This window comes from Corynebacterium nasicanis, from assembly GCF_042658165.1.
Classification (GTDB): domain Bacteria; phylum Actinomycetota; class Actinomycetes; order Mycobacteriales; family Mycobacteriaceae; genus Corynebacterium; species Corynebacterium nasicanis.
In genome coordinates this window covers 577,349-604,307 of sequence record NZ_JBHSQE010000009.1, presented here as the reverse complement: position 1 = coordinate 604,307, position 26,959 = coordinate 577,349, and the positions used below count along the sequence as shown (strand labels likewise).

The 26,959-nt window shown below is 65.3% G+C and carries 27 protein-coding genes and 1 pseudogene; 12 read left to right on the top strand and 16 right to left on the bottom strand.

The window, feature by feature from the left end:
- Positions 1-87 precede the first annotated feature (87 nt).
- On the top strand, positions 88-1,650 hold the full coding sequence (locus ACFPUZ_RS11720; protein ID WP_377002076.1) for an LGFP repeat-containing protein: 1,563 nt from the start codon (positions 88-90) through the stop codon (positions 1,648-1,650).
- Positions 1,651-1,692: 42 nt separating this feature from the next.
- A complete protein-coding gene (locus ACFPUZ_RS11715) occupies positions 1,693-2,100 on the top strand; it encodes a hypothetical protein (protein ID WP_377002075.1) in 408 nt (135 codons plus the stop codon).
- Between the two features lie 24 nt (positions 2,101-2,124).
- On the opposite strand, the gene ACFPUZ_RS11710 is transcribed toward ACFPUZ_RS11715, so the two are convergent.
- The 3 genes from ACFPUZ_RS11710 to ACFPUZ_RS11700 are packed head-to-tail and all read right to left on the bottom strand — an operon-like array spanning position 2,125 to position 3,175.
- On the bottom strand, positions 2,125-2,355 hold the full coding sequence (locus ACFPUZ_RS11710; protein ID WP_377002074.1) for a hypothetical protein: 231 nt from the start codon (positions 2,353-2,355) through the stop codon (positions 2,125-2,127).
- Positions 2,355-3,005 carry a response regulator gene (locus ACFPUZ_RS11705; protein WP_377002073.1) on the bottom strand — a complete coding sequence of 217 codons (651 nt, stop codon included), beginning with the start codon at positions 3,003-3,005 and terminating at the stop codon, positions 2,355-2,357. Before ACFPUZ_RS11705 ends, ACFPUZ_RS11710 begins: the two co-directional genes overlap by 1 nt.
- 5 nt (positions 3,006-3,010) lie before the next feature.
- On the bottom strand, positions 3,011-3,175 hold the full coding sequence (locus ACFPUZ_RS11700) for a hypothetical protein (RefSeq protein WP_377002072.1): 165 nt from the start codon (positions 3,173-3,175) through the stop codon (positions 3,011-3,013).
- 364 nt (positions 3,176-3,539) lie between these two features.
- Between ACFPUZ_RS11700 and ACFPUZ_RS11695 the strand changes: the two genes are divergently transcribed.
- The gene (locus tag ACFPUZ_RS11695) at positions 3,540-4,331 is read left to right on the top strand and encodes a DUF6973 domain-containing protein (RefSeq protein ID WP_377002071.1); all 792 of its coding nucleotides are present in this window, start codon (positions 3,540-3,542) and stop codon (positions 4,329-4,331) included.
- Positions 4,332-4,874: 543 nt separating this feature from the next.
- Here ACFPUZ_RS11695 and ACFPUZ_RS11690 read toward each other — a convergent pair.
- The 3 genes and pseudogenes from ACFPUZ_RS11690 to ACFPUZ_RS11680 all read right to left on the bottom strand — a co-directional run bounded on the left by ACFPUZ_RS11690 (position 4,875) and on the right by ACFPUZ_RS11680 (position 6,523).
- Positions 4,875-5,045, bottom strand: coding sequence for a hypothetical protein (locus tag ACFPUZ_RS11690; protein ID WP_377002070.1), 171 nt, complete (start codon positions 5,043-5,045; stop codon positions 4,875-4,877).
- A 48-nt stretch (positions 5,046-5,093) separates the two neighbouring features.
- Positions 5,094-5,313, bottom strand: a pseudogene (locus tag ACFPUZ_RS11685) (response regulator transcription factor); the annotation flags it as partial.
- A gap of 10 nt (positions 5,314-5,323) precedes the next feature.
- Complete coding sequence (locus ACFPUZ_RS11680; RefSeq protein ID WP_377002069.1) at positions 5,324-6,523, bottom strand: PspC domain-containing protein; 1,200 nt, start codon at positions 6,521-6,523, stop codon at positions 5,324-5,326.
- A 112-nt stretch (positions 6,524-6,635) separates the two neighbouring features.
- On the opposite strand from ACFPUZ_RS11680, the gene ACFPUZ_RS11675 reads away from it, so the two are divergent.
- Both ACFPUZ_RS11675 and ACFPUZ_RS11670 read left to right on the top strand, forming a co-directional pair.
- Complete coding sequence (locus tag ACFPUZ_RS11675) at positions 6,636-7,718, top strand: PspC domain-containing protein (RefSeq protein WP_377002068.1); 1,083 nt, start codon at positions 6,636-6,638, stop codon at positions 7,716-7,718.
- Positions 7,719-7,720: 2 nt separating this feature from the next.
- A complete protein-coding gene (locus ACFPUZ_RS11670) occupies positions 7,721-8,878 on the top strand; it encodes a serine hydrolase domain-containing protein (protein WP_377002067.1) in 1,158 nt (385 codons plus the stop codon).
- A 223-nt stretch (positions 8,879-9,101) separates the two neighbouring features.
- Here ACFPUZ_RS11670 and guaA read toward each other — a convergent pair whose 3' ends face one another.
- On the bottom strand, positions 9,102-10,664 hold the full coding sequence (guaA, locus tag ACFPUZ_RS11665; RefSeq protein ID WP_377002066.1) for a glutamine-hydrolyzing GMP synthase: 1,563 nt from the start codon (positions 10,662-10,664) through the stop codon (positions 9,102-9,104).
- A gap of 32 nt (positions 10,665-10,696) precedes the next feature.
- The gene (locus ACFPUZ_RS11660) at positions 10,697-12,529 is read right to left on the bottom strand and encodes an APC family permease (protein ID WP_377002267.1); all 1,833 of its coding nucleotides are present in this window, start codon (positions 12,527-12,529) and stop codon (positions 10,697-10,699) included.
- A gap of 69 nt (positions 12,530-12,598) precedes the next feature.
- Here ACFPUZ_RS11660 and ACFPUZ_RS11655 point away from each other — a divergent pair, with 69 nt between their 5' ends.
- From ACFPUZ_RS11655 to ACFPUZ_RS11635, 5 genes are all read left to right on the top strand, one after another.
- Entirely contained in the window at positions 12,599-13,462 is an 864-nt protein-coding gene (locus ACFPUZ_RS11655; RefSeq protein WP_377002065.1) for an EamA family transporter, read from the top strand.
- A 349-nt stretch (positions 13,463-13,811) separates the two neighbouring features.
- Positions 13,812-15,398, top strand: coding sequence for an LGFP repeat-containing protein (locus tag ACFPUZ_RS11650; RefSeq protein WP_377002064.1), 1,587 nt, complete (start codon positions 13,812-13,814; stop codon positions 15,396-15,398).
- A gap of 47 nt (positions 15,399-15,445) precedes the next feature.
- A complete protein-coding gene (locus ACFPUZ_RS11645) occupies positions 15,446-15,859 on the top strand; it encodes a hypothetical protein (protein ID WP_377002063.1) in 414 nt (137 codons plus the stop codon).
- A gap of 101 nt (positions 15,860-15,960) precedes the next feature.
- Positions 15,961-16,806: an LGFP repeat-containing protein gene (locus tag ACFPUZ_RS11640; RefSeq protein ID WP_377002062.1), complete on the top strand. Its 846-nt coding sequence runs from the start codon at positions 15,961-15,963 to the stop codon at positions 16,804-16,806.
- Between the two features lie 44 nt (positions 16,807-16,850).
- Entirely contained in the window at positions 16,851-17,315 is a 465-nt protein-coding gene (locus ACFPUZ_RS11635; RefSeq protein WP_377002061.1) for a hypothetical protein, read from the top strand.
- Positions 17,316-17,746: 431 nt separating this feature from the next.
- Here ACFPUZ_RS11635 and ACFPUZ_RS11630 read toward each other — a convergent pair whose 3' ends face one another.
- A complete protein-coding gene (locus ACFPUZ_RS11630; RefSeq protein WP_377002060.1) occupies positions 17,747-18,898 on the bottom strand; it encodes a GuaB3 family IMP dehydrogenase-related protein in 1,152 nt (383 codons plus the stop codon).
- A 129-nt stretch (positions 18,899-19,027) separates the two neighbouring features.
- Complete coding sequence (guaB, locus tag ACFPUZ_RS11625; protein ID WP_377002059.1) at positions 19,028-20,548, bottom strand: IMP dehydrogenase; 1,521 nt, start codon at positions 20,546-20,548, stop codon at positions 19,028-19,030.
- A gap of 121 nt (positions 20,549-20,669) precedes the next feature.
- On the opposite strand from guaB, the gene ACFPUZ_RS11620 reads away from it, so the two are divergent.
- Positions 20,670-21,041 carry a DUF5319 domain-containing protein gene (locus ACFPUZ_RS11620; protein ID WP_377002058.1) on the top strand — a complete coding sequence of 124 codons (372 nt, stop codon included), beginning with the start codon at positions 20,670-20,672 and terminating at the stop codon, positions 21,039-21,041.
- A gap of 54 nt (positions 21,042-21,095) precedes the next feature.
- Here the strand turns inward: ACFPUZ_RS11620 and ACFPUZ_RS11615 are convergent, their stop codons facing one another.
- Positions 21,096-21,911 carry a hypothetical protein gene (locus ACFPUZ_RS11615; RefSeq protein ID WP_377002057.1) on the bottom strand — a complete coding sequence of 272 codons (816 nt, stop codon included), beginning with the start codon at positions 21,909-21,911 and terminating at the stop codon, positions 21,096-21,098.
- Entirely contained in the window at positions 21,911-22,504 is a 594-nt protein-coding gene (locus tag ACFPUZ_RS11610) for a sigma-70 family RNA polymerase sigma factor (RefSeq protein WP_377002056.1), read from the bottom strand. Before ACFPUZ_RS11610 ends, ACFPUZ_RS11615 begins: the two co-directional genes overlap by 1 nt.
- 317 nt (positions 22,505-22,821) lie before the next feature.
- Between ACFPUZ_RS11610 and ACFPUZ_RS11605 the strand changes: the two genes are divergently transcribed.
- Entirely contained in the window at positions 22,822-23,139 is a 318-nt protein-coding gene (locus ACFPUZ_RS11605) for a WhiB family transcriptional regulator (protein ID WP_377002055.1), read from the top strand.
- Positions 23,140-23,201: 62 nt separating this feature from the next.
- Here the strand turns inward: ACFPUZ_RS11605 and groL are convergent, their stop codons facing one another.
- From groL to tsaD, 4 genes are all read right to left on the bottom strand, one after another.
- On the bottom strand, positions 23,202-24,818 hold the full coding sequence (gene groL / locus ACFPUZ_RS11600) for a chaperonin GroEL (protein WP_377002054.1): 1,617 nt from the start codon (positions 24,816-24,818) through the stop codon (positions 23,202-23,204).
- A gap of 19 nt (positions 24,819-24,837) precedes the next feature.
- The gene (gene groES, locus ACFPUZ_RS11595; RefSeq protein ID WP_377002053.1) at positions 24,838-25,137 is read right to left on the bottom strand and encodes a co-chaperone GroES; all 300 of its coding nucleotides are present in this window, start codon (positions 25,135-25,137) and stop codon (positions 24,838-24,840) included.
- Positions 25,138-25,289: 152 nt separating this feature from the next.
- Positions 25,290-25,721: a hypothetical protein gene (locus tag ACFPUZ_RS11590; protein ID WP_377002052.1), complete on the bottom strand. Its 432-nt coding sequence runs from the start codon at positions 25,719-25,721 to the stop codon at positions 25,290-25,292.
- Between the two features lie 192 nt (positions 25,722-25,913).
- Positions 25,914-26,951 carry a tRNA (adenosine(37)-N6)-threonylcarbamoyltransferase complex transferase subunit TsaD gene (gene tsaD / locus ACFPUZ_RS11585; protein ID WP_377002051.1) on the bottom strand — a complete coding sequence of 346 codons (1,038 nt, stop codon included), beginning with the start codon at positions 26,949-26,951 and terminating at the stop codon, positions 25,914-25,916.
- Positions 26,952-26,959: the final 8 nt, after the last annotated feature.

The window sequence follows — 26,959 nt, the reverse complement described above, 5'->3', positions numbered from 1 at the left end:
CACCAACAACCCATAAGGAGACCCACGTGACACCCCTAAAACGCATCGCCGCCTCCACCGCGGCCCTCATCATGATCGGGGGGAGTCGTGCCAGCGGTAGCCACCGCCCAGGCTGAGCGCACCATCACCCCTGAGGACATCGACTCTTACGTCGCCGAATTCCAGCAGGACCCCGATGTCACCCCGGTGGTCGACGGTGTAGGCGGTATCAGCGACTCAGAGTTGGCCGCCTATCACGAGATGGTTCGCGCCACCCAGGCAGTCGGGGACCCCGAAACCGAGCTGGTTCCGGGCCAGATGTGGTCCGATACCGTCGGCCTGCCAGCTGGGGTGGACAAGACGGATGCCGACGCCGCTGAGATCGCCATCGCCGTAGAGCAGGACACCCCGCCCAGTATCGACAGCCTCGAGACACTCGGCACTCTCGACAGCATGGCGATGGCCCCGACCTCCACCTACTGCAGGACCTTCCTGTTCTCACCCCACCAGGTCTGCGGCGCGATCCTCGCCCGCTACGAAGCACTCGGCGGACAATTCGGCTGGCTCATGCACCCCATCGAGCCGATGCACCTCAACCCCGACGGACAGGGCTACCGCCAACGCTTCCACAACGGATTCATCTACTGGCACCCCACCACCGGCGCCCATGCCGTCACCACCCGCAGCGCAGTCGTGTGGGCCCGCAACGGATGGGAACAAGGCTGGCTCGGCTACCCCCTCGGAGGTGAAGTCCCCGTAACGGGCACCACCCCAGCCGACGGAGAACTCAACGGCTGGGTCCAAATCTTCCAAGGCGGACGCATCTACCGCACCCCCCTTGCCCACGGCCCCCAAGTCGCCAGCATCAACGGCCTGATCCTCGATAAATGGCTCAGCCTCGGCGGACCCAACAGCGACCTCGGATTCCCCATCGCCGACGAAGCCAAAACCCCCGACGGCATCGGACGCTTCAGCATCTTCCAACACGGCTCCATCTACTGGCACCCACACCACGGAGCACACCCGATTCCGGGAGAAATACACACCGTTTGGCTGGAAGATGGAGGGGAAATGGGGACCTTCGGGTACCCACTATGCGATCCCGAAAAATATTCAGAAAAAATGGCAAACCAGCGGTTCGAGAGGGGAGAAATCGCAGCAAATCTCTATCCGGACCCAATCTTCAAAATCATCGAATTCCTTCCCTTTAATACCCTCGAGGAGGCCCGCAAATATTTTGAAAACCAGCAGCCGATACTCACGAATAATAAAACCTTGCAACGGAGCAATGAAAGCTCAGTCCCGTGCGAAACCTATTCATCCAATCTTCACAAAAGGACAAAAAGCGACAACACCGGCGTGAAGCCGCCAAAAATCGGATTCAAACCGGTACTAAACTGCGCATTTTCTAGCGGCCCCACCGAGGCGACAGGATATGGATGGATCTACTACGACCGCCTTGGCCGTTGGGATCAGGCAGCTTACGCCAAGCAGTCTTTCAATCGGTCCAGCCCGGTCGTTCAAACCAACATTGAAGCTAGCTGCAGTGGTGCACGGCCAAATCTATTCTGGGGCTCCTCCTATTTCCATGTCCGACATGAAGGTAAAAACTACTACGGGCGCTCCAATCCCGAAATGACATTCCTATTCTGCACAATAGATCGGACCTAAAGTGCAACGAGACAACTCGAGGCCATCGTGACATACTCGCCCATGCTCGTTTACCTGGAGGAAAAAGACACTTCATTCGAGTGTTGCGTGGGACTGATAGTCGATCCGAGTTCAATCACACACTTTCTCCAACACCCGGGCCTTACGGATTACTACCTGATACAAGAAGACCTCACAATAGAAGGTAGCGATTCGGAGCAGCTACAAGTCGGCGATCACGTCCACCTCGTATTCATCACCTCAAATCCAGTACCTGGAAAAATAGCCTTTGCGTTTCCCGGCCAGAACCTGCTCACCGCCACTGTCAGCGAAGCATCGGCCCGTTCAGCACTGATTGAACACCGGAAGTCCTTAAGCAGTGATCTTGTCCACTTATGGACTTTGCCTGTCGGCTGGATGAGCCCCGAACTGGACGAGTTCCTGAAAAGCCACATACCCCCAGGTATCTAGCATCGAAGTACTGACCAAAACCCCCTACAACTGGTCCTCCACCTCGCGCGCCCGGCGTCCCATCGCATTGAGCTTGCGGTTCGCCCAGTTGTAGAAGGCGTGCATGAGGGCGAAGATGGCGGCCAGCACGAAGAACGCGGGCAGCCACCAATTCCAGGAGAGGTCGGCCTGCCACGCGACAATGGCGGTGAACACCGCCGCGGCGAGCAAGACCCGCCCGAAGGAGAACTCGTAGGTCCTCGGCTCGCGCGCCATCAGTCGAGATCCCTCGAGTGTGCCCAGCGGGTGAGCGCGTGGCGGTTGGACTGCTGAGTCTTGCGCAGGATGTTGGAGGCGTGAGTCTCCACCGTCTTGACAGAGATGAACAGCTCGGAACCGATCTCCCGGTAGGTGTACCCACGCGCCAACAGGCGCAGGACCTCCAGTTCGCGGCGGGTGAGGGCGTCCACCACCGGGTCCTCGATCTTCTTCGGCTCCTCCTCCGTGTCCTCCACGATCTCACCGCCAGCGAAGGCGTCGAGGACGAAGCCGGCCAGGCGGGGGGAGAAGTAGGCGTCGCCCGAGTGGACTCGCTTAATGGCCTCGGCCAGCTCTTCACCGGAGATGTTCTTCGTCACATAGCCGCGAGCACCGGCACGGATGAGGGAGATGACGTCCTCGGCGGCATCCGACACACTCAGCGCCAGGAACACGGTCTCCGCGGAGACGCCGCGGAGGACGGCGAGGCCGCCGCCATCGGGCATGTGGACGTCGAGAAGCACGACGTCGGGGCGCGCGGCGTCGATACCCGCAATCGCCTCAGCGACGGTCCCGGCGTCGCCGACGATGTCCACCTGGCCGGAGAGTTCGGCGCGGACGCCGGAGCGGAAGACGGAATGATCGTCGACGAGGAACACCTTCACCATGCGGTTCAGGATACCGGGAGTCGGTAGCTCACGGTGACCTCGGTGCCCTCCCCCAGCGTAGAACGGGTACGCGCCGTGCCGCCGATGCGCTGCATGCGGCCTTCGATAGAGTCGCGGATGCCGTGGCGGTCCTCCGCCTCGCCATACGCGGTCTCGACCGCAGCTCCCACCCCTGAATCAACGCCAGCGCCTGCAACTCCGAATCATGCAACCGGAAAGCAGTCTTCGCACGCCCCTCACTGACCACGCACAACACTCGACTGGCTCACATCAGCCGAAGTAATGGCAGCCGCATTCAAAGAAGTCGGTAGCATCACCGCTTAACACCCACTGCTGCAACGACCCCTAGAATCCACCGCTGGTATACACCTAGCAAACACCCCCGGCAAAGACCCTCATACATAGATTCTCCTGCACGCTTCCCACTGCACGTTTAAGGTTACAGGTGTCACCATCAACCCATAAGGAGACCCACGTGGCACCCCTGAAACGCATCGCCGCCAGCACCGCGGTCCTCATCATGATCGGGGGGGCATGCCAGCGGTAGCTACCGCCCAGGCTGAACGCACCATCGCCCCCGTAGTCGACAGCATCGGCGGCATCACTGACGCGGAACTGGCCGCCCACCACGACCTCGTCCGTACCACCCATGCCACGGAGCAGCACACCCTGCCCAGCATCGCGCTGGAACCACTACCTGAAACAGCCATCAACTTCGACCCCGAGCCGCTAATTGACACTTCCAATATTTCAGAAGCTGATATTCAGGCAGTCCGCAAAGAAATCGACGCCATGGATAAGTCCCCAGACCCGTACGTATACTTTGACGCACTACCCACAAACGTGCAGCTTGCAGTCATCGCTGCAGCCAAGCGAGGTGAGGGCCCTAAAGTCACTAAGCAGATTGTGCCGTTTTCGGGAAATTACAGGATTGTCATGAACGCATTGGAAATGATGACTTGCACATCGCTAGTCGATGCAACGTCATGTGTGATTGCCGCAAATGCGGCCTCGAAGGCAAGTGACGAAGCTGAAATTCGGTTTCCTGGAAGCAATTCCCTTCACAATGGAAAGGGCGACGCCTATCGCCATTGCGACTGGAACGCCTACATGGTGATGAGAATTGGTGCGTGGGGGGCAGAACGGGTTGCCACGAATCACGAGTTGATGGGCTCCGGCTCTCCAGAAGAAAACTCCATGGACTACTTCAACAATGCCCAAGGACGCCTTATTGGTTCGGGATACTCTACGGGAGGTAACGAATCAGCTGCAGGTGACCAGTGCGCACTGTGGGCAAGTGTTGGCATTCTGTCAACCTTAAGTTAGGACAGGATGAGCATCCGAGCAGCTTCGAAATTGCGCAACTCATCGATCGGCATTCTCATTACCCTATCGCTACTCCCCTCGTGCGCCATGCTACATAGGGACCCACTTACCCTACATTTGAAAACTGTGGCAGAAGAGACGGACTCTTTTCCCGCAACCACCCTGGTCGATATTTCCGATTTGTATGGACCCTCGTGGGAGGAATACGCCGTGGTATGCCCGTATACAACCGACGAGATGATCTCTACCAGCTTGGACGTGGCTGAGCCACCAACCCCATCCTTGACTATGCAGGATCGCTATAATCGACTATTGCTAAGGAGCCAGGCGGGCGAGATTCGTTGGGTGGCATTTTCCCGGCAAGAGGTGGACCTGTGCCCCCCTTCATTAGAGGAAAATTTGGTCCTCCACAGCAGCTCGGACGTTATTACTTTCACCTTGAGCAATGTAGGGGAAGCGTGGACTGCTTCTGAGATATCCGATTGAACATATAGCGCGCCCTCACTGATGCCACTGCGTTTCTATCATAAGCTGGCCAACCCCCTACAACCGTTCCTCCACCTCCCACGCCCGGCGCCCCCACATATTGGGCTTGCGGTTCGCCCAGGTGTAGACGGCGTGCATGAGGGCAAAGATGGCGGCCAGCACGAAGAACCCTGGCAGCCCCCAGTTCCACGCCAGGTCGGCCTGCGACGCGATAATGGCCGCGGCCACGAGCTCGCGGCCAAAAAAAGAACTCGTAGGTCCTCGGCTCGCGCACCATCAGTCGAGGTCCGTCGAGTGCGCCCAGCGGGTCAGCGCGTGGCGGTTGGACTGCTGAGTCTTACGCAGGATGTTGGAGGCGTGGGCCTCCACCGTCATAACAGAGATGAACAGCTCGGAGCCGATCTCCCGGTAGGTGTACCCACGCGCCGGCAGGCGCAGGACCTCCATTTTCGCGGCGCGTGAGGGCATCCACCACCGGGTCCTCGACGATGGGTCCACCATGCCGTTCAGGATACCGGGAGTCGGTAACTCACGGTGACCTCGGTGCCCTCCCCCAGTGTGGAACGGATACGCGCCGTACCGCCGATGCGCTGCATGCGGCCCTCAATGGAGTCGCGGATACCGTGACGATCCTCGGGAATGTCGGCGGGGTCGAAACCGGCACCGCGGTCGCGAACGAAGATGGACAGCTCGCCGGCGAGGATCTCCGCGTAGACATCGAGCTTATCGACGCCCGCGTGCTTCGCCGCATTCACCATCGCCTCCCGGGCGGCCAGGACGACAGCCTGGGTCTCCTCGCTGAGGTCGATGTCCTCGCCGACGGTCACCGGGGCGATACGGATGCCGAAAAGGTCCTCGACCTCGCCGCACGCGGTCTCGACGGCGGCGAAGACGGTCTGGTAGATCTTCTCCTCGGCGTCGAAAAGCCACTGCCGCAGCTCGCGCTCCTGGCCGCGGGCGAGACGGGTGACCTCGGCGGGGTCCTCGGCACGCTTCTGGATGAGCGCCAGCGTCTGCAGCACCGAATCGTGCAGACGGGAGGCGATCTCCGCGCGCTCCTCACTCGCCGCCTTGGCCGCCCGCTCCTCCGCCAGCGAATCCCACAGGCGGACAATGAGCGGCACCCCGAGCGCCGCCACCCCGGCGAGCGTGAGCAGCACCGCGATGAGCGCCGCTGCGAAACCACCGGAACTCTCCGCGAAGAAGATGGTCACCACCACGCCGGCCAGCACCAACGCTGCCCCGCCGATGATGCTGACGTAACTGCGCCCCGACTCCAGCCCCCGGTCATAGGCCTGCCAGGCGAGCACCGCGCCGACTCCCGCGACCAGAAGCGGCACGAGCACCGCCCCCGGCACCCCGGAGACCAGGGTGACGGACATGAAGAAACCCAGCCCGCCGACGGCCGCCAGCAGCAGGTACACCGGGCGCGAGAGCTGGTGCTTCCGCTGCGGCAGCACCACCTCGTCGGAGGCCTTCGAGAACATCCACAGGCCCGCGTACGCCATGACGCCCAGGCCGGAGAGGAAGGAGCCGATGATGAAGGCCAGGCGCACATAGAACACGTCCACCCCGAGATGCACCGCCAGGCCACCGGCGACGCCGGAGATGACGCGGCCGGAACGGGGGCGTCGATACGTCGGGTACGGGCCGACGACGGCGCGGGCGGGATCCGCCCCGTAGGGCACCGGGCTGGCGTTACTCATGCCCCGATCTTCCCAGACACCCCTCCCCGATACATCGGGGCAGACCCTGAATCCGGGAAATCAGGGTGGATCCCGATACCGTTTCCCCGCCACCACCAGCCACAATGAAGCCATGACCACCACATCGACCTTCAGCGACACCGTCTCCCGCATGTGGGCCACCCGACCGCCGCGTATCCCCGCCGAGCAGGGGGGCAACGCCAAGATCGCCGGTGTCTGCGAGGGCATCGGTGTGCGCTATCAGATCGACCCGACCATCGTCCGAGTCCTCTTCGTCGTCTCCCTGTTCACCTTCGGCGGCGGCCTCGCCGCCTACCTCCTGGCCTGGATGTGCATGCCCCGTTACGGCATGCACGTCGCCCCGATCCAGGCGATCTCCCGCCGGAAAGAAGAACTGAGCCCCCCGGAGAGAAAGGAACGCACCGCCGGCTGGTGGCTGCTCATCTTCTTCGTGCTCACCTTCGGCTCCTTCGGCACGGAAGGCGCCTTCTTCTCCTCGGGGCTCATGGCCATGGCGCTGCTGCTCGGCGCGTGGTGGTTGCTCCACCAGCGCGCCCCGCACCCCCCGGCCGGATTGCTGGCCGAATCCCCCTCCCCCGCCATGTCCACCCCCGTCGATCTTTCCGGCTTTCACCCCGCCGACGGCACCGACGTCCCACCCGGACGCGAAACCCCGCCGTCCTGGGACCCCCTCGGCGCCGCCCCCTTCGCCTGGGACCTGCCCGAACCCGGCCCCGCCCCGCAGCCGACGCGCCGCAAGCCGCGCCTCTGGCCCTGGGTGGCACTCGGACTGTTCGGCGCACTCAGCGCCGCGACCATCCTCTCCGGCGTCTTCGGCGCCTTCCTCTATCAGAAGGACGTCGGCCAGGATCTCTCCTACACCCCCGCCACCGAGGCCGAACTGCAGGGACGCTACCAGGGCGAAATCGGCTCCCTCGAGGTCGACCTGCGCCAGCTGCCCCCGCTGGACGCATCCCACACGGTCCGCATCGACGGTGGCATCGGCCCCGTCAACGTCTACCTGCCCACCGCGGTCCCCGTGCAGCTGACCTGCGAGGAAGGCCTCGGGGAGCTGGACTGCGACCCCGGCACCTACAACGACCGCGCCTCCGGCGGCACGCTCACCCTCCAGGTCGAAGGCGGTATCGGCCCGGTGAAGGTGTCGGTGCCGCGTGATCTTCCCGCCCAGGACTGACCATGCTCTCCCGCCTGCTGGCCCCGGCCCTGATCGCAGCCGCGGTGGGCGGTGGCACCCTCGCCGCCCCCGCCCCCGCCACGCCCACCGAGATGGCCGTCGTGTCCTCCGCAGGCATCCTGCGTACCGACGCCGCGCACACCGACCCGGGTCGCATCTACCAGTTCGGTTCCGTGTCCAAGACCATCACCGCCGCGGCCTTGGAGGCCGGCGATCTCCCGCTTACCACCCCGGTCGCCGAGGTGCTCCCCGCCCTGCGGGACACCGAGCTCGCCCACCGCGGCACCACCCTCGCGGACCTGCTCGGGCACACCTCCGGACTGCCGCACGACATCACCCTCACCGACGGCGCCGGGGTGGAGCTCAGCGACATCGTCGACCAACCACTCGGTGAACGCGGCTACCGCTACTCCAGCCTCAACTACGTGCTCCTTCAGGCCGTACTGGAGGAGACCGGGCCGGACTTCGCCACCGTCGCCCCCGGCGTGGTCACTGACGGCGACGTCCCCGCCGGCTCCGTCCCCTTCCTCTCCTGGCGGATGCCGCTGCCCGCGCGTCACGACCCCACCGGCCTCGGCTACGGTTACCTCGCCGGCGACATCACCACCCTCGCCAACTTCGCCGCCCGGCAGCTCGCCGAGCCCTCCGCCGCGTGGCGCCAGGAATCAATGCTTATCGACGCTCGCGCAGACACCGAGGTCACCACCTACCGCCACAGCGGCGCGGTGCCCGGCTATTTCGCCCACGTCACCCTCGTTCCCGAGCTCGACCGGGCGGTGGTGCTGCTCACCGCCTACTACGGCGAGACCGAGGCGCAGCGCCTGGGTGCATGGGCCGACAATCTCGTCCGCGCGGAACTCGGTGGCCGGGTCGACCCGCTGCCTGCCCCCTCCCGCCTGTCGATGTGGCTCATGATGACGTGTCTCCTCCCCGTCCTCGCCCTGGCCCTGCGACCCCGCCGCTGGGTGGTGGTGGCCGCAGCGCTCATCGCCGTGGTTTCTCTGACCGCACCGTATGTTCTCGGGTATCCGCTGCACCACCTGTGGCCGTGGGCCCCGGACATCGCTGCAGTCGTGGTGCTGTGGTCGGCGCTGTGGTTGCTCGCGGCGGGGATCATCAGGTTTCGGTGGCGATATCGTCACCCGCCCGCGACCCCTTAGGCCCAACATCCCGAACATAAACCCTCCGGGGTGGGTGGCAAAATCGTCATCCTGCGCGCCCTGCGCGGGACATGGCGATATCGTCACCCGCCCCCGACCCCTTATATCTAACCACCCGGACATGAACCCTCTCGGGTGGGTGACAAAATCGTCAGGCAGGCGTCGATAAGCAAAAAGCAGCGCCCCCTGACAACCTGTCAGGGGGCGCTGCCACAGGGGAAGACTACTCCCACTCGATGGTTCCCGGCGGCTTGGAGGTCACGTCGAGGACGACGCGGTTGACGTCCTTGACCTCGTTGGTGATGCGGGTGGAGATGCGCTCGAGCACGTCGTAGGGGATGCGCGACCAGTCGGCGGTCATGGCGTCCTCGGAGGAGACGGGGCGCAGGACGATGGGGTGGCCGTAGGTGCGGCCGTCGCCCTGGACGCCGACGGAGCGGACATCGGCAAGCAGGACCACCGGGCACTGCCAGATCTGATCGTCGAGGCCGGCGGCGGTGAGCTCGGTGCGGGCGATGAGGTCGGCGGCGCGGAGGATCTCCAGGCGCTCCTCGGTGACCTCACCGATGATGCGGATGCCCAGGCCGGGGCCCGGGAAGGGCTGGCGGTTGACGATCTCCTCCGGCAGACCCAGCTCGCGGCCCACGGCGCGGACCTCGTCCTTGAACAGGAGGCGCAGCGGCTCGACGAGCTCGAACTCGACATCGTCCGGCAGGCCGCCGACGTTGTGGTGGCTCTTGATGTTCGCGGTACCGGAACCGCCGCCGGACTCGACGACATCCGGGTACAGGGTGCCCTGCACCAGGTAGTCGACCTGCTCGCCCTCGAGGACCCCGGCGACGGCGCGCTCGAAGGAGCGGATGAACTCGGCGCCGATGGCCTTGCGCTTGGCCTCCGGCTCGCTGATGCCGGCGAGCTTGTCCAGGAAGGCCTGGCGCTCGTCGACGGTGACCAGGCGGGCGCCGGTGGCAGCGACGAAGTCGTTCTCCACCTGCTCGCGCTCGCCGGAACGCAGCAGACCGTGGTCCACGAACACGCAGGTCAGGCGGTCGCCGATGGCGCGCTGCACGAGGGCGGCGGCGACGGCGGAGTCCACGCCGCCGGAGAGTCCGCAGATGGCGTGGCCCTCGGGGCCGATCTGCTCCTTGACGGCCGCGATGAGCTGCTCGGCGATGTTCGCGGGGGTCCAGGTGGGCTCCAGCCCGGCGATCTGGGTGAGGAAGCGGGTGAGCACCTGCTGGCCGTGCGGAGAGTGCAGGACCTCCGGGTGGTACTGCACGCCGGCCATCCGGGTGTCCACGTTCTCGAAGGCGGCCACCGGGGCGCCCTCCGAGGTGGCGGTGACGGTGAAGCCCTCCGGCGCGACCGTCACGGCGTCACCGTGGCTCATCCACACCTTGTGCTGGGCGGCCAGCTGATCGTGGAGCACGCCGCCGTCGCCGACGACCTCCAGGTCGGTGCGGCCGTACTCGCGGGCGCCGGTCTCCGCCACCGTGCCGCCGAGGGCGGCGGTCATGGCCTGGAAGCCGTAGCAGATGCCGAAGACCGGGACGCCGAGCTCGAGGATCTGCGGATCCAGCCGGGGGGCGTCATCGGCGTAGACCGAGGACGGGCCACCGGAGAGGATGAGGGCGGCCGGGTTCTTGGCCTTGATCTCCTCGGCGGTGGCGGTGTGCGGGACAACCTCGGAGTAGATGCGGGTCTCACGCACGCGCCGGGCGATGAGCTGCGCGTACTGGGCTCCGAAGTCCACGACGAGGACGGGGCGGGGGTTTGCGGAAGTCACGGCCTTGATCCTACTACGCCGCCTGCCGGGCACTAACTGACGTGGATGACCGGTCGCTCCTGCTCATCCGGGATGTGCCGGCGCAGGATCTCCCGGGTGACGGTGGCGTTCTGCCCCCTCCCGAGGAAGAGGAAACGCAGCATGTCCTTGAGCGGGTTGCCGGGGGCCCATTCGAAGTAGATGTCCGGGGTGATTCCGGTGAGTTCCCGGATCTCCACGGCGAGCACGGCCACGGCGTTGGGCACGCTCGAGGCCGACACCGTCAGTAGTGAGAGGTCGTCGCGGGTGGTGCCCCGGACCGTGAGCTTATCGACGAAAGCGCTCGGGTCCTCCACCCGGATCTCCAGCATGAGCAGGGATTCCTCCCGGAGGTGGTTCACCTGCCGGATGCGCTGCTCCTTGAACGCCAGGTCGGCCCCCGGTGCGGCGGGCACCAGCGCCAGGCGCGGCCCGACGGTGTAGGCGGCGAGGATTCTCTCGGCGGCGGGGTCGAAGGTGACGCCGACGTCGCGCAGCTCGAAGGCGCGCCACCCCCGGGAGATCGCCGAGCTGAGCACCACCGCGCCGATGAAGATGGCCGCCACGCGCACGCCGTCGGGACGCTCGACGATGTTGGCCGCCAGCGTCGCCCCGAGGACGACGGCGGTGATGCCGAAGAGGAGGCGTTCCCGCCCCCGGCTGAGGAGGGTGACGCCGACAGCGCCGGAGAAGAGCACCACGAGGACGCCGGTCGCGTACGCGCCCGACTGCTTGTCCACGCTCGCCTGGAAAGCCCAGGTGATGAGCACGGCGATGACCGTGAGCACCCCCACCATCGGGCGCGAGCGACGCGCCCACTCCGGGGCCATGCCGAAGCGCGGCAGATACTTCGGCAGCAGCGCCAGCAGCCCCGCCATCGCCGAGGCGCCGGCGAACCACAGGATGCTCACCGTCACCCAGTCGTAGGCGGTGCCGAAGACGCTGCCCAGGTAGTGGTGGGCCAGCCACGCCAGGGCCCGGCCGTCGGCGGTGCCGCCGGGGCCGAACTCGCGCTCCGGGATGAGCATGGCCACCACCACCGAGGAGGTGATGAGGTAGGCACACATGAGCACGGCACTGGTGAGCACCAGCCGCCGCGCCGCCCGGATGCGCCCCGGCAGGTCCGCCGCGCGGATGAGGGGCATGACGGAAACGCCGGTCTCGAAACCCGACAGGCCCAGCGCCAGCTTGGGGAAGACGATGATCGCCAGCGCGAGCACCAGCCACGGATTCGAGTGCTGCGCGAACAGGCCGTGCCACCAGTGGGCGACCAGCCCGGTGCTGCCCGCCAGCTGCCACAGCCCGACGCCGATGACCACCGCCGACATGCTCAGGTAGACCACCACCAGGGCGACGGCCACACCCACCGCCTCCTGGAAACCGCGGAGGAACACCGCCGCCAACCCCAGGATGAGCCCGAGGGTGACGGGAATGAGCAGCGGGGATTCCGTCGAATGGAGGATGTGGGCGGCGGCGTCCGCCGAGGACAAGGTGATGGTGATCATGAAATCGGTCATGGCGAAACCGAGGAGCACCAGCACCAGCAGCTTGCCCGTCCACCCGTGGACGAGGCGCTCCATGAGCGCGATGGAGCCGAGACCGTGCGGGGAATGCTGCGCCACGCGGCGGTACACCGGCACCGCGCCGAGCAGGGTGACGGCCACGAGCACGACCGTGGCGATGGGGGCCAACGCTCCGGCCGCCAGGATGGCGATGCCGGGTTGGTAGCCGAGCGTCGAGAAGTAATCGACTCCGGACAGACACATCACCTTCCACCACGGGTAGGTGCGCTCCGTCTTTTTCCTGGGGGCGGCGGAGAACCAGTCGCGACGCACGACGTTCACCAGAGGGAATCTACGCCTGCTCGGCGCATTGTCAATACCCCGCTTTGACCAGCTCAGCTATGGTCAAAGGCTATGTCCGAACGCGTTTCCCCCGGTGCCGTGGGCCTCGTCCTCGCCTCCTGCGCCTCCCTGCAGCTCGGCGGGGCGGTGGCCACCCACGTCTTCCCCCACGCCGGCCCCTGGGGAGTGACCACCCTCCGCCTGCTGTTCGCCGGACTCCTGCTGCTGGCCTTCGCCCGCCCGGCGGTGCGCGGATGGTCGCGGGCGCAGTGGTTTTCCGTGGGCCTGTTCGCCCTCACCTTGGCCGGGATGAACGGCTTCTACTACGCCGCCATCGCCCTCATCCCGCTGGCCCCGGCGGTGACCATCGAGTTCATCGGCCCCCTGCTGCTCGCGGCACTGCTGTCGCGCGGTGCGCGGGAATTCCTCTGGGTGGGGCTCGCCGCGGCGGGCCTGGCGCTGCTCGGCTGGGATTCCTGGACCGGGGAGACTCTCGACCCGTGGGGCGTGCTGTGGGCGCTGGTGGCCGGCGCCTTCTGGATGGCCTACATTCTCGCTTCTCGACGCGTCGGTGAACTCGTCCCCGGCCAAGGCGGGCTGGCCGTCGCGTTCCTGCTGGCCGCGGCGGTGGTCGCCCCCTTCGGGGCCCGCGGGGTGGCGACGATCCTGGATGCACCCGGACTGCTCGCCCTCGCGGCCCTCACCGCGGTGCTCGCCTCCCTCATCCCCTACTCCTTCGAACTGGTGGCGCTGCGCTCCCTGCCCCCGGCCGTGTTCGGGGTGCTTCTGGCCCTGGAGCCGGTATTCGCCGCACTTATCGGCTGGGTGGTTCTGGGCCAGACCGCGTCCGCGACGCTGCTGGTGGCGGTGGCGATGGTGGTGGCGGCTTCGATGGGGACGACGCTCACGGGGCGCCGACCAGCTGGGGAACTCTGAACAATCCCGGGCCCCTGACGCCCAGAGCTACAGCCCTATGTGGGCGTCTTCTTTGCTGGTGCTCGACCTTTAGCGTCATGTCGATTCGGAGGCACAGCGCATTGATAGCACTGGCCGTTGTCGGGGGGGATGTATGTGGGATTCCCCCACATCGACGGCACCCGGGCGTTGGTCTACGCCTAGCAAACACCCCCGGCAAACACCCTCATATATAGATTCCCCCGCACGCTTCCCGTCGCACATTTAAGGTCACAGGTGTCACCATCAACCCATTAGGAGACCCTCGTGACACCTCTGAAACGCATCGCCGCCTCTACCGCGGCTCTCATCATGATCGGGGGGGGGAGTCGTGCCAGCGGTAGCCACCGCCCAGGCTGAACGCACCATCGCCCCCGAAGACATCGACGCCTACATCAAAGAATTCCACCAAGACCCCATCACACCCCCTGTCGTTGACGGTGTTGGCGGTGTCACCGACGCGGAACTCGCCGCCTACCACGACCTCGTCCGCGCCACCCAGGCAGCAGGAGACCCCGAACCCGAGCTGGTTCCGGGCCAGATGTGGTCCGACACCGTGGGCCTGCCGGCAGGCGTGGATAAAACAGACGCCGACGCCGCTGAAATCGCCATCGCCACCGAGCAAGACACCCTGCCCGGCATCGACACCCTCGAGACACTCGACACTCTCGATGCCCTTGATGCCCGGATGATGGCCCCGACCTCCACCCACTGCAAGACCTTCCTCTTCTCACCCCACCAAGTCTGCGGTGCGATCCTCGCCCGCTACGAAGCACTCGGCGGACAATTCGGCTGGCTCATGCACCCCATCGAGCCCATGCACCTCAACCCCGACGGACAGGGCTACCGCCAGCGCTTCCACAACGGCTTCATCTACTGGCACCCCAACACCGGAGCCCACGCCGTCACCGTGCGCAACGCTGACGTGTGGGCCCGCAACGGATGGGAACAAGGCTGGCTCGGCTACCCCCTCGGCGGAGAAGTCCCGGTTATGGGCACCGCCCCAGCAGACGGGGAACTTAACGGCTGGGTCCAACTCTTCCAAGGCGGACGCATGTACCGCACCCCCCTTGCCCAGGGACCCCAGGTCGCCAGCATCAACGGAGCCATGCTCGACAAATGGCTCGAACTCGGCGGAACTGATAGCACCCTCGGTTTCCCCATCGCCGACGAAGCCAAAACCGCCGACGGCGTCGGACGCTTCAGCATCTTCCAAGGAGGATCCATCTACTGGCACCCCAACACCGGTGCACATTCAGTTCAAGGAGAAATACTTGACCAATGGCGCTCTGCCGGTTCCGAATCAGGCCATTTCGGATATCCGGTCGCAGAACCTGAGATTGAAGATGGTACAACATTTGGAACTCAGAGTTTCCAGCACGGCTCAATCAGAGGCAACGTCGACTCCCCAGAAGAACACTTCAGCGTCTCGACACCATACCTACATTTCCCAACCCTAGATGAAGCTCTTGAGTACTTCTCCGAATTCGAAGGTGTTTTGAGGTCGACAGATCCCATTTCCGCTTCACGCCAAATCGAATCCCGACCGACTAGCGGAAAACAGTACGGACCATGCACGCTCTATCCTTCAGTATTTCATGCACGAACCAAGAGCGGCAGAGCCGAGAGCATCGGATTTAAACCCTACACAGAATGTGAAGTTCCAGTTTCAAGCATCAACCACAAGAGCAGGATAATGCACAAGAAGCTGAGTGTATATGAGGAACTATACCAAGCCCCCAAAAGCAGCAACACAGGCCAAGCGAGACTCGAGACCAAAAACATTCAATTCTTTTGCAATGGGCAAACTCCCAACATTTTTAAAGGTTCAACCATAGGCACCATCAATTACAACGGGAAAGACTACTACGCAAGCGTTTGGACTTTCACAACTCGACAGAACTGCGGAATTAAATAGAGGCAGGAAAATTTCTGAAATTCATCCAAAGATATAGGAGTCCCACTATGAAAGATCAGGGAACACTCTACACGGATGTCCTTGTCTATTACTTCGGATCAGGACACGGCATAGCAGCACTAAAAATGGACAACGCCGTCAAAAAAGGCGACAATATCCAGAATGCCATCCTCGCGGGACTTCCCCTCACCATCGAGGGAACACGCATGGAAGATCCCTTCGAGGGTGCGGCTCCACTGCTCAGCGAAGGAGACCTGATACATTTGGTGTTTCCCCTGGAAGTGACCCAAGAAAATCCTGCGGTCGAATCTACCTATGACCTTCGTTGTGCTGGAGCTTTCCGGTCGCTAGCCCTTGCACAAGCCCGACTCAGGGAGGTCCAAGAAGCGAATCCATGTCAAAGATTCGTACTCCGTACCTATCCCCTGGGATGGGAGTCAGCTCAGCTCTCACTTGATTGACTACAGCCCCCTACAACGGCCCCTTCGCCTCACGCGCCCGGCGCCCCAACTCGTTGGGGCGCCGGCCTGCCCAGTTGTATAAGGCGTGCATAAGCGCGGACATGGCAGCCAGCACAAGGAACGCGGGCAGCTACCACTTCCATGCGAGGTCAGTCTGCCGCGCGGCGATGGCGGTGAACATCGCTACAGCGACGAGTACACGTCCCAGGTTGAATTCATGGTTCTTCGGTGATCTCGGCTTCCTCATCGCCGACGAAGCCAAAACAGCAGACGGCATCGGACGCTTCAGCGTCTTCCAACACGGTTCCATCAACTCGCACCCGCAACATGGAGCGCACCCCGTCAGCGGAACGATATTCTACAACTGGTTCGACTCAGGCGCAGAGGCTGGCCCTCTCGGATACCCGATCGCTGATCCAATCCACCACGAAGACATTTGGTACAACCAACAATTCGTCGGTGGCACACTCTCGGGAACAGTAGCCATCTCACAAAAGCTCTACTGGCCGCTGACAAACGCCTACGATTTACCTAGCCAAACAACTGCGAGGAATGTATCACCCGTTGAACCTGGCGAGAACTACGAAACCCGATTCTTGCCCTGTATTAACTACGAACTCGCCGAATCAGTACTACTGGCGGAATTCAAAGTTGCAGGAATGAATGGACGGAAAGTTTCCTTGAGCTGCGGACGATTTCGGACCCACATGGCGCCAAATCCTGAGGCAACCGGCGCCCCTGGCCACTTCGCCAACTACCCGCCCACTCGGGCAGATTGGTACAACTTCTTAGGCTGCGCTGGCTATACGTTCAACGGTGAAGTCTTTTTCGACGCGGATGACGGACACTGGGGAAGGCAGCGCATGAACACCCGTCCGGGTATCAAGAGTGTCATGTTAGCCGACGATGTGAACAGATTTGTGACTGGTTGGGCGGGCTTAGATTAATACTCCACTTAGTGGCAGGGCTGCGTAGTAGGCTTTTTCACACCATGGCGATAGAAGAATCAACACCTGTCCTCAGGGTTTATCCCACGCCCGGGCACCCCAGCTCCTTCTGGCCTGCAGAAGAGCTGATCCTAGCCGATGCGAGCCAGTCCAATCCTTTTGTTTTACCGCACGAAATCGGGATACGAGGGGACCTGGAGCGTAGGGTTCTGACATGGACCAAAGAGTTTCATCGGGGCTTTATTGACTACTCCGACAATTTCACCCTGCGGCCTTTCTGGAAAGCTCATATTGACCCGATCACCTGGTACGAAGAAGGGGTATCGATAGTCACCGCCCTGCGGCTCCCGTTACCTGAGGTACACGTGATTCCCCAATTCGCCCATCTCGTGTACTCCATCAATGAGCGCCGTGAGAATGTTGGTCTTCGTCCGATCAATCCGCCAGGTCTCGACCTGCCCGGACACATCGCCCTGTCGGAAGCTTCCTTGTGCACCTGCCACCGCTAGAAGAAGTATCCCGACATCACCACAGGAAACAACGAAACCGGCTGAGGCGGACTTCTCCTTCGCCCGTTCTTCACTAAGGGGTGAGCATCGACTCGTTTCGGCTATTTTCGCGGTAGATCAGACTCCACAATGCGAAAGACGGATACCGGGCGATATAACGCTTCGTCGCTTCAGCCGGCTTTCCGCACCTAGCCCGAATCGCTGAACACCGCACGCCCGGTGCAGGTGTTCTGATTCGTGCATCGAATGCAGATACTCACCTACGTGGCGAACAGCCGCACAGTTCGGTAGTTGGCCCAGGCAGATGCACGCGACAGGCTCGGCAGCAAGATGCGTGGAATTCTTCCACAACGACACTTGCCACCGAGCCCACACCGCGATCTGCGGCTCAACCCCAATTCCGCGCGCTCACAGGGACACGCGCGCAAGCGCTAACGCTTGACCGCCAGCCCCACCTTCTGGAAGGACTTCAGGTCGGTGTACCCGCACTTGGCCATGGCGCGGCGCAGCCCGCCAACGATGTTCTGGTTACCGAAGGCCTGGGTGGAGGGGCCGTGGAGGATCTTCTCCAGGCTGGGGGTCTCCACGCCCTCGAAGTAGAAGCCCTCCGGCGGCTCGACGAGGCCACGCGGGAAACGCGGGTGGCCGGCGACAGCGGGCCAGAAGGATCCGCCCGCGGCGGCCTCGGCGGCGGGCGCCAGGGTGGTGCCCAGCATGACGGCGTCAGCGCCGCAGGCGATGGCCTTGGCCACGTCGCCGGAGGTGGCGATCTCGCCGTCGGCGATGATGTGCACGTAGCGGCCGCCGGTCTCGTCGAGGTACTCGCGGCGGGCGGCGGAGACGTCCGCGATGGCGGTGGCCATGGGAACCTCGATGCCCAGGGCGTAGTCGTTGGTGTTGGTGCCGCCACCGACGATGATGCCGGCCGCGCCGGTGCGCATGAGGTGCATGGCGGTGGTGTAGTCGGCGACACCGCCGGCGATGACGGGCACCTCGAGCGAGCCGATGAACTCCTTGAGGTTGAGCGGCTCACCGCCGGTGGCGACGTGCTCGGCGGAGATCATGGTGCCCTGGATGACGAGGATTTCCGCGCCGGCGCTGATGACCAGGGGGGCCAGCTCGCGGGCGCGCTGCGGGGAGACGCGGACGGCGACGGTGGCACCGGAGGCGCGGACCTCGGCGATGCGGTCGGTGAGCAGGTCTTCGTCGATAGGCGCGGCGTGCAGCTCCTGCAGCAGCGCGATGGCCTGGGCGCCGGCGCCGTCGATGTTGTCGTCGGAGGTGACGGCGGCGACGACGCGGGCCACGGCGGCCTCGAGGTCCGCCTGACGGCCCCACAGGCCCTCGGCGTTGATCACGCCGAGTCCGCCCTGCTTGTCCATCTCGATGACGAACTCGGGGCTGGCCAGGGAGTCGGTCGGGTGGGACATGACCGGGATGCCGAAGGTGTAGGCGTCGATGTGCCAGGTGGTGTCGACGTCACTGGAGGAACGGGTACGCCGCGACGGGACAATGGAGATGTCCGAGAGGCTGTAGGTGCGGCGGGCCTCCCGGCCCACCCCGATCTCGACGTAGTCGCGCATGGGTGCGTTCCTTTCCTGGTGCCCTGGTCCGGGCGGATATGACGGATCAACTCTACCGCACACGCACGCAGGCCGGGGCCCCTGGAGCGGGGCCCCGGCCTGTCGCGGGAGGGAGCGGGAGGAAGCGAACTAGTGGTAGTTCGGTGCCTCGACGGTCTGCTGGATGTGGTGCGGGTGGGATTCCTTGAGGCCCGCGGTGGAGATCTGCACGAACTGCTTGGACTGCAGGTCGGTGATCGTGGCCGAACCGGTGTAGCCCATGGAGGCGCGCAGGCCGCCGACCAGCTGGTGGGTGATGGCGTCGATGGAACCGCGGAACGGCACCCGACCCTCGACACCCTCCGGGACCAGCTTGTCCTCGCTGCGGACATCGGCCTGGAAGTAGCGGTCCTTGGAGAAGGAGCGCTTTTCGCCGGAGAGGCCGCGTCCCTGCATGGCGCCCATGGAGCCCATGCCGCGGTAGCGCTTGTACTGCTTGCCGCCGACGACGACCACGTCGCCCGGGGCTTCGGTGGTGCCGGCCAGCATGGAGCCGAGCATGACGGAGGAGGCGCCGGCGGCCAGGGCCTTGGCGATGTCGCCGGAGTACTGCATGCCGCCGTCGGCAATGATGGGCACGCCCGCGGCGTGCGCGGGGACGGAGGCCTCCATGATGGCGGTGATCTGCGGCGCGCCGACTCCGGCGACGACGCGGGTGGTGCAGATGGAGCCCGGGCCGATGCCGACCTTGATGGCGTCGGCGCCGGCGTCGATCATGGCCTGCGCGGCGGAGCGGGTGGCCAGGTTGCCGCCAATGACGTCGACGCGGTCGCCGAAGTCCTTCTTCACGCGGGAGACCATCTCGAGGACGCGGTTGTTGTGGGCGTGAGCGGAGTCGACGACGAGGACGTCGACGCCCGCCTCGACGAGCTGGCCCGCGCGGTCCCAGGACTCGTCGCCGGTGCCGATGCCGGCGGCCACGAGCAGGCGACCCTGGTCGTCCTTGGAGGCGTTGGGGTGCTGCTCCGTCTTCACGAAGTCCTTCACCGTGATCAGGCCGGCGAGCTTGCCGTTCTTATCGACGATCGGCAGCTTCTCCACCTTGTTCGCCGAGAGCAGCTCCAGCGCCTGCTGCTTGCTGACGCCCTCCGGGGCGACGACGAGCGGCATCGGGGTCATGACCTCGGCGACGCGGCGGTTGAGGTCCGGCTCGAAACGCATGTCGCGGTTGGTGCAGATACCCACGAGGGTGCCGTCCGCGTCCACGACCGGCAGGCCGGAGATACGGAAACGGGCGCACAGCGCGTCGACCTCCCCGATGGTCATCTCCGGGGTGGCGGTGACCGGGTCGGTGACCATGCCCGACTCGGAACGCTTGACGATCTCCACCTGCTCCGCCTGCTCCTCCGAGGAGAGGTTGCGGTGCAGAACACCCAGGCCACCCTGGCGGGCCATGGCGACGGCCATCCGCGCCTCGGTGACGGTGTCCATGGCGGCGGAGATGACAGGGATGCCCAGTCGGATGTTGCGGGTGAACTGCGTGGAGGTGTCCACCTCGCTCGGGATGATGTTCGACTCTGCCGGCAGCAGGAGGACGTCATCGAAGGTCAGGCCCAGGAGGGCGATCTTGTTCGGGTCGTCTCCGCCGGTGGACACACGCTGATCGGTCATGGACATGGGGCTCCTTCGCACTGTGTGGCTTCCGCAATGCCTTCACCATAGTGCCTTTTACTCCCCGACTGGTAGCGGCGGTAAATTGCCCATTGAGCTGGTCCACAATAGTGTGGCGGGTGTGAACTACGACTCGCAGATGCCGCTCGACCCGTTCGCCAATGACCCGAACGATCCGGCGTCCTTCCTGGACCCCGACGAGCCCGCTCCGCCGCTGTCCGACGAGGAGCGTCTGCACATCACCCAGGACCTGGCCCTCGTGGCCCGCTTCCGCGAGGAGCTCACCCCGCACGGCATCCTCGGTATCTTCTTCCTCTGCGAGGACTGCGACGACCTGCACTACTACGACTGGGACATCATGGCCGCGAACATGGCCGCCAGCCTCCGGGACGAACTGGCCCCCGTCCATGAGCCCTCCATGGAGCCCGACGTCAACGCGTACGTCCCCTGGGATTATGCCGCAGGCTTCCTCGACGGGCTCAGCGCCCACTAGCGTCTCGTAAAAAAGACCGCCGGATACCCTTCCGGCGGTCTTTTCTCTTCGGTGCTACTGCTGGATCTGCGGGGGCTCCAGCGGGGCCGGGGTGGCCGTGGTGACCGGGTTCCCGGGCAGCGGATCGCTCGGCAGCGGGACCGGCTCGGACGGGGTCGGCAGCGGGTTCTCGCGCACCGGGGGCGGTCCCTGCGTGACGGTCACCGTGGAGGTCTCGGTGTGGTGGGCCGTCTCGGTGACGGTCTCGGTCACGGATTCAGTCGTCTGGGGCGCGGTGGTCGGCCGCGTGACAGTCGTGGTGGCGGTGGTCCCCGGGCTCCGCGGAGTCTCCCGGGTGGCCTCCTCCTCCTGGGAATCCTTGAGGTTGGACACCATCCGGCGAGCCTCCTCGAGCAGCGCCCGAGTGCCGTCCATGTCGCCCTCGGCGGCCCGCGAGTCGATCTCCTCCAGCGTGCCGGCGAGCTGGACCACAGCGGCGCGGTCGCTGAACAGGGTGCTCGACAGGCCCCACAGGGGCGAATCGGGGGTGGCGTTGTAGAGCAGCGATCCCGAGCCGGCGATCACCAGGGTCGCGGCGGCGGCGCCGAGCAGGCCGGACACGAAGGGGCGGCCGGAGCGGGCGCCACGGCGACGTCGAGAAGCAAGCGAGATGACCACCGGCTCCTCGTCCGCGCCCTCGATGAGCGGGGCCGGGGGCATCTGCTTCTCGACGTCCGCGCGCAGCTCCAGGAAGAGCGCGGCGAGCTCGTCGGCCCCGTCGGTGGGGTCCACGCCCTCGGACAGTGCGGTGAGGAAGGCGTCATCCTCGACCAGCGGTGCCAGCTGGCTCGTGATATCGCCTTCGTTAGCGTCGCGGTGCCTACGCTTCATCACCGTGCTCCTTCATGTTCAGTGTCCGGGGCGTCGTCCTGAGTGCCCAGGGTCTTGCGCAACGTGCTCAGCGCCCGATGCTGCGCCACTCGCACGGCGCCGGGGGTGCTGCCCACAACCGCGGCGGTCTCTTCCGCCGACAGTCCGACAAAGACACGCAGAATCACAATGTCGCGCGCCTTCTCACTTAATGAATCGAGCAGAGCCCTCACTCTGTTACTTCCGTCCATGGTGAGGGCGTAATCTTCGGGGGTATCCCACTCTGCGGGGGTGTCGGGGACCTCATCGGTCGGCAGGGAATGATCCCGCGCCATCGCCCGGTGGGCGTCCGCCACCTTGTTGAAGGCGATACCGTACACGAACGCCATGAAGGGGCGTCCCTTGTCCACGTAGTTGCCTATCGACGTCGCCACCGCGAGACAGATCTCCTGGGCGATGTCCTCCGGCGTGGGGGTCCGGCCCCCACCCACCCGGGCGCGGGCGTAGCGCAGCACCATCGGGTGGACGATCGCCATGATGCGTTGGAGCGCCCGGCGGTCGCCCTCGACGGCCAGCGGCACCAGGTCGGCCAGCTCTGCCTCGGTTGCACTCACGTAGCTCTCCTCCGGATCACCCGTATGCGATCTGGTGTACACGGGCGTGACCAGAATACCCCTTCCTGCCGAAACTGAGGTTCACCTGGACCCGGATGTGGCTTTTTCTTCCTGCACCGAAAGTTCATTAAGGGTTCACTTTCGGCATTGATGCAGCTCACAGGCCCAAGGCACGCGCCGGGCAGCTCAGGGCCACCGAGAATCAACGAATCGGACACCAGTTGTTCACCACCGGGGTCCACACTCCACAGGTGCATCAGACGACACCCGTCGATGAGCGCCCTTCTTGACCTTCTTTGCCCTGAGGAGAACAGAACATGTCACAGCCGCACCTGCTGCCCGGACCGAACGCCGATTTCTGGGACTGGCAGCTCCACGGCGCCTGCCGCGGGGAGGAGTCGAACGTGTTCTACCACCCGGACGGCGAGCGGGGCCGCGCCCGCTCCCAGCGCGAGAACCGCGCCAAGGCCATCTGCCACACCTGCCCCGTCATCGCCGCCTGCCGGGAGCACGCCCTCAAGGTCGCCGAGCCCTACGGCATCTGGGGCGGGCTCTCCGAGTCCGAGCGCGTGGCCGTGCTGCGCACCCGCAGCGAGCGCCAGAAGGTGCGCGTGGCCGTCAGCGCCCGCGGCTGAGCCATCCGGGAATGAGAAAAGCCCGGTCGGAGTGCACCTCCGGCCGGGCTTTCGCGCGTCACCTAGTGGTGATGAGCGTGGCCACCGGCGGCTGCCGGGGCCTCCTCACGCTTGGTCACCACAGAGGCCTCGGTGGTGAGGACCATGCGGGCCACCGAGGTGGCGTTGACCACTGCGGAGTGGGTCACCTTGACGGGATCGATGATGCCCTGCTCGATGAGGTTGCCGTACTCCAGGGTCGCGGCGTTGAAGCCCTCCCCGTTGGGCAGTGCGGCGGTACGCGCCACGACGACGGCGCCGTCGAGGCCGGCGTTCTCGGCGATCCAGAAGCACGGCTTCGCCAGGGCGCGGGCCACCGACAGGATGCCGGTCTGCTGCTCCCCCTCGAAGTCCTCCGCCCAGGTCTTGAGCTCCTCGGCGATCTGCACGAGAGCGGAGCCGCCGCCGGCGATGACACCCTCCTGCACGGCCGCGCGGGCCGCGTTGATGGCGTCCTCGACGCGCAGCTTGCGCTCGTTGACCTCGGTCTCGGTGGGGGCACCGACGCGGATGACGGCGACGCCACCGGACAGCTTGGCCAGACGCTCCTCGGCCTTCTCCCGATCCCAGGAGGAGTCGGTGGAGGCGATCTCGCGGCGGATCTGCTCGCGGCGGGCCTCCACCTCCTCCGGGGTGCCGGCGCCGTCGACAATGACGGTGTCGTCCTTGGTCACGGTGATGCGGCGGGCAGAGCCGAAGACCTCGGCACCGGCCTCGTTGAGGTTGACGCCGACCTCCGGGTCGATGACGGTCGCGGCGGTGACCACGGCCAGATCGTCCATGAAGGCCTTGCGGCGCTCACCGAAGTACGGGGCCTTGACGGCCACGGCGCGCAGGGTCTTGCGGATGGAGTTGACCACGAGGGTCTGCAGCGGCTCGCCCTCGATGTCCTCGGCGATGATGAGCACCGGCTTGCCCGACTCGACAACCAACTCGAGGAGCGGGAGGAAGTCCGGCAGGGAGGAGATCTTGTTGCGGACGAGCAGCACGAGGGCGCCGTCGAGCACCGCCTGCTGCGTGTCCATGTCGGTGATGAAGTAGGGCGAGAGGAAGCCCTTGTCGAAGGAGATACCCTCGGTGACGTCCAGGGAGGACTCGATCGACTGGGACTCCTCGACGGTGAGGACACCGTCCTTGCCCACCTTGTCCATGGCGCCGGCGACCATCTCGCCCACGACCTCGTCGCGGGAGGAGACGGTGGCCACGTTGGCGATCTCCGTGGAGGAGGAGACCTCGGTGGCGCGGGCACGCAGCAGCTCGACGGTCTTCTCGGCGGCGGCGGCGATACCCTTGTTCAGCTCGACGGGGTTGGCACCGGCGGCGACGTTGCGCAGGCCCTCGGCGATGAGTGCCTGGGCGAGCAGGGTCGCGGTGGTGGTGCCGTCACCGGCGGCGTCGTTGGTCTGAATGGCGACGGACTTGACCAGCTGGGCGCCGAGATCCTCGAAGGGATCCTCGACGTCGATGTCACGCGCGATGGTGACACCGTCGTTGGTGACCAGCGGTCCGCCGAAGGCCTTGTCGAGGACGACGTTACGACCGCGGGGGCCGAGGGTGACCTTGACGGCGTCGGCGAGGGTGTTCACGCCGCGCTGGATGCCCTCGCGGGCGTCCTGGTCGAATGCGATGAGCTTAGCCATGTGGCTGTACTACCCCGCTTTACTTCTCGACGATGGCGAGCAGATCACGAGCCGAGAGAAGCAGGTACTCCTCGCCGTTGTACTTCAGCTCGGTGCCGCCGTAGCGGGAGAAGATGACGGTGTCACCCTCCTTGACGTCGACCGCGACGCGCTCGCCCTTCTCATCGGTGCGGCCCGGGCCCACGGCGATGACGGTGGCCTCCTGCGGCTTCTCCTTGGCGGAGTCCGGGATGACCAGGCCGGAAGCGGTGGTGGTCTCGGCCTCGACGATCTGAACCAGGACCTTGTCCTCGAGCGGCTTGATGTTGACGTTTGCCACGATATTCCTCCGTGAAAAGTGAGTTGAACTTCTTTGTGCCGGTTGTGGTGCCAGCACAGCCGTCGTCGCGGGTGAACAACTGTGGGTGAAACAACCTGCCTGGCACTCTACCTTCGTGAGTGCCAGCACTCAACCTTCACGGCTGCCAGAGGCTAATCGACGCTGAACTCACCCAGGTTGAGCACCGCCGCCCGCCACAGGTGGTACTCCTCCGGCTGATCCTCCTGGTAGTTGCGCACCGCACGGATGCCGTCCTTGACGCGGCGGATGTCATCGAGGCCGATGTCCTCGCCCTCCGCGCCGACGAAGATGACGGTGCCGCAGATGGCGGCAGTCGGATCGGAGAAGAAGGAGGCGTCGCCCGTGGCGGCGGCGTTGCGGCCGAGGGAGGCGACCGGGTTCGGCTCCGCACCCTTGGCCTTGGCCTCCGGGTTGAACAGGGCCGCGTAGTCGGAGCCGTCCTCCTGGAAGGCCACGGCGACGCGGTCCTGGCTGAGCCCGCCGAGGAACTGGGCGGCGGAGTCGAGCTCGAAGTCGACGGTGTTGTGGGTCAGGTCAGGACGAACCAGGAATCCGGTGATCATGGGGGAAGCCTCTTCTTCGGGATCGGTCAGACAGGTCCCGCACACCGTAACCCCGTCGGCCCCGCCCCGCAGCGCGAGCGGATCCGGGCCGGGGAGAGGCATATCACCCCAGGGATATCACCCCAGGCGTAGACCGAGTACCCGCCCCCGAGCACCCGCCGACCACTCGACCTATGCCTGTCGCGATATCCCTCAGGACGCCACGAGGGGAATCTCCACCTCGAGGGAGGGATCGGTGCCCACGCTCAGGGCACTCGCACCGGCGCCCTCGTGGATGAGCTGGGCCGCCAGGGCCGCGATCATCACCCCGTTGTCGGTGCACAGGGAGAAGCGGGGCACGCGCAGTTCGACACCCGCCGCCGCGCACCTCTCCGCGGCCAGTTCCCGCAGCCGCGAATTGGCCGCCACTCCCCCGCCGAGCAGCAGCACCCGGGCGCCGACGTCCTGGCAGGCGCGCACGGCCTTGAGGGTGAGCACGTCGCACACCGCCTCCTGGAAGGACGCGCACACGTCCTCGATGGAGATGACGCGCCCCTCCCGCTCCGCGGCCTCGACGTAGCGGGCCACGGCGGTCTTGAGCCCGGAGAAGGAGAAGTCGTGGCGGGAGTCGGACTTCTTCGTCAGCCCGCGGGGGAAGGCGATGGCGGTGCGGTCGCCGCGCTGCGCCAGCCGGTCGATGACGGGTCCGCCCGGGTACCCCAGCCCGAGGAGGCGGGCGACTTTGTCGTAGGCCTCGCCGGCGGCGTCGTCAAGCGTGGAGCCGAGCTCCCGCATCGGGCGACCCACGGCGTCGACCTCGAGCAGCTGGGTGTGACCGCCGGAGACGAGCAGCGCCACGGAATGCGGCAGTTCCTCGCCCTCGAGGTTGGCCACCGCGACGTGGCCGCCGAGGTGGTTGACTGCGTAGAAGGGCACGTCCCAGGCGGCGGCGTAGGCCTTCGCGGCGGAGGCGCCGACGAGCAGTGCCCCGGCCAGGCCGGGTCCGACGGTGGCCGCGACGGCGTCGGGGCGCTCCACCCCCGCCTCGCGCAGCGCCGCCCGCATCACCGGGCCCATCTGCTCGAGGTGCGCGCGGGAGGCGATCTCCGGGACGACCCCGCCGAAGCGGGCGTGCTCCTCCATCGAGGAGGCGACGGTGTCGGCGAGGATGGTCACCGTGCCGTCGGCGGCGAGCTCGACGATGCCGACGCCGGTTTCATCACAACTGGTCTCCACACCCAGGACAATCATGGCCCTGA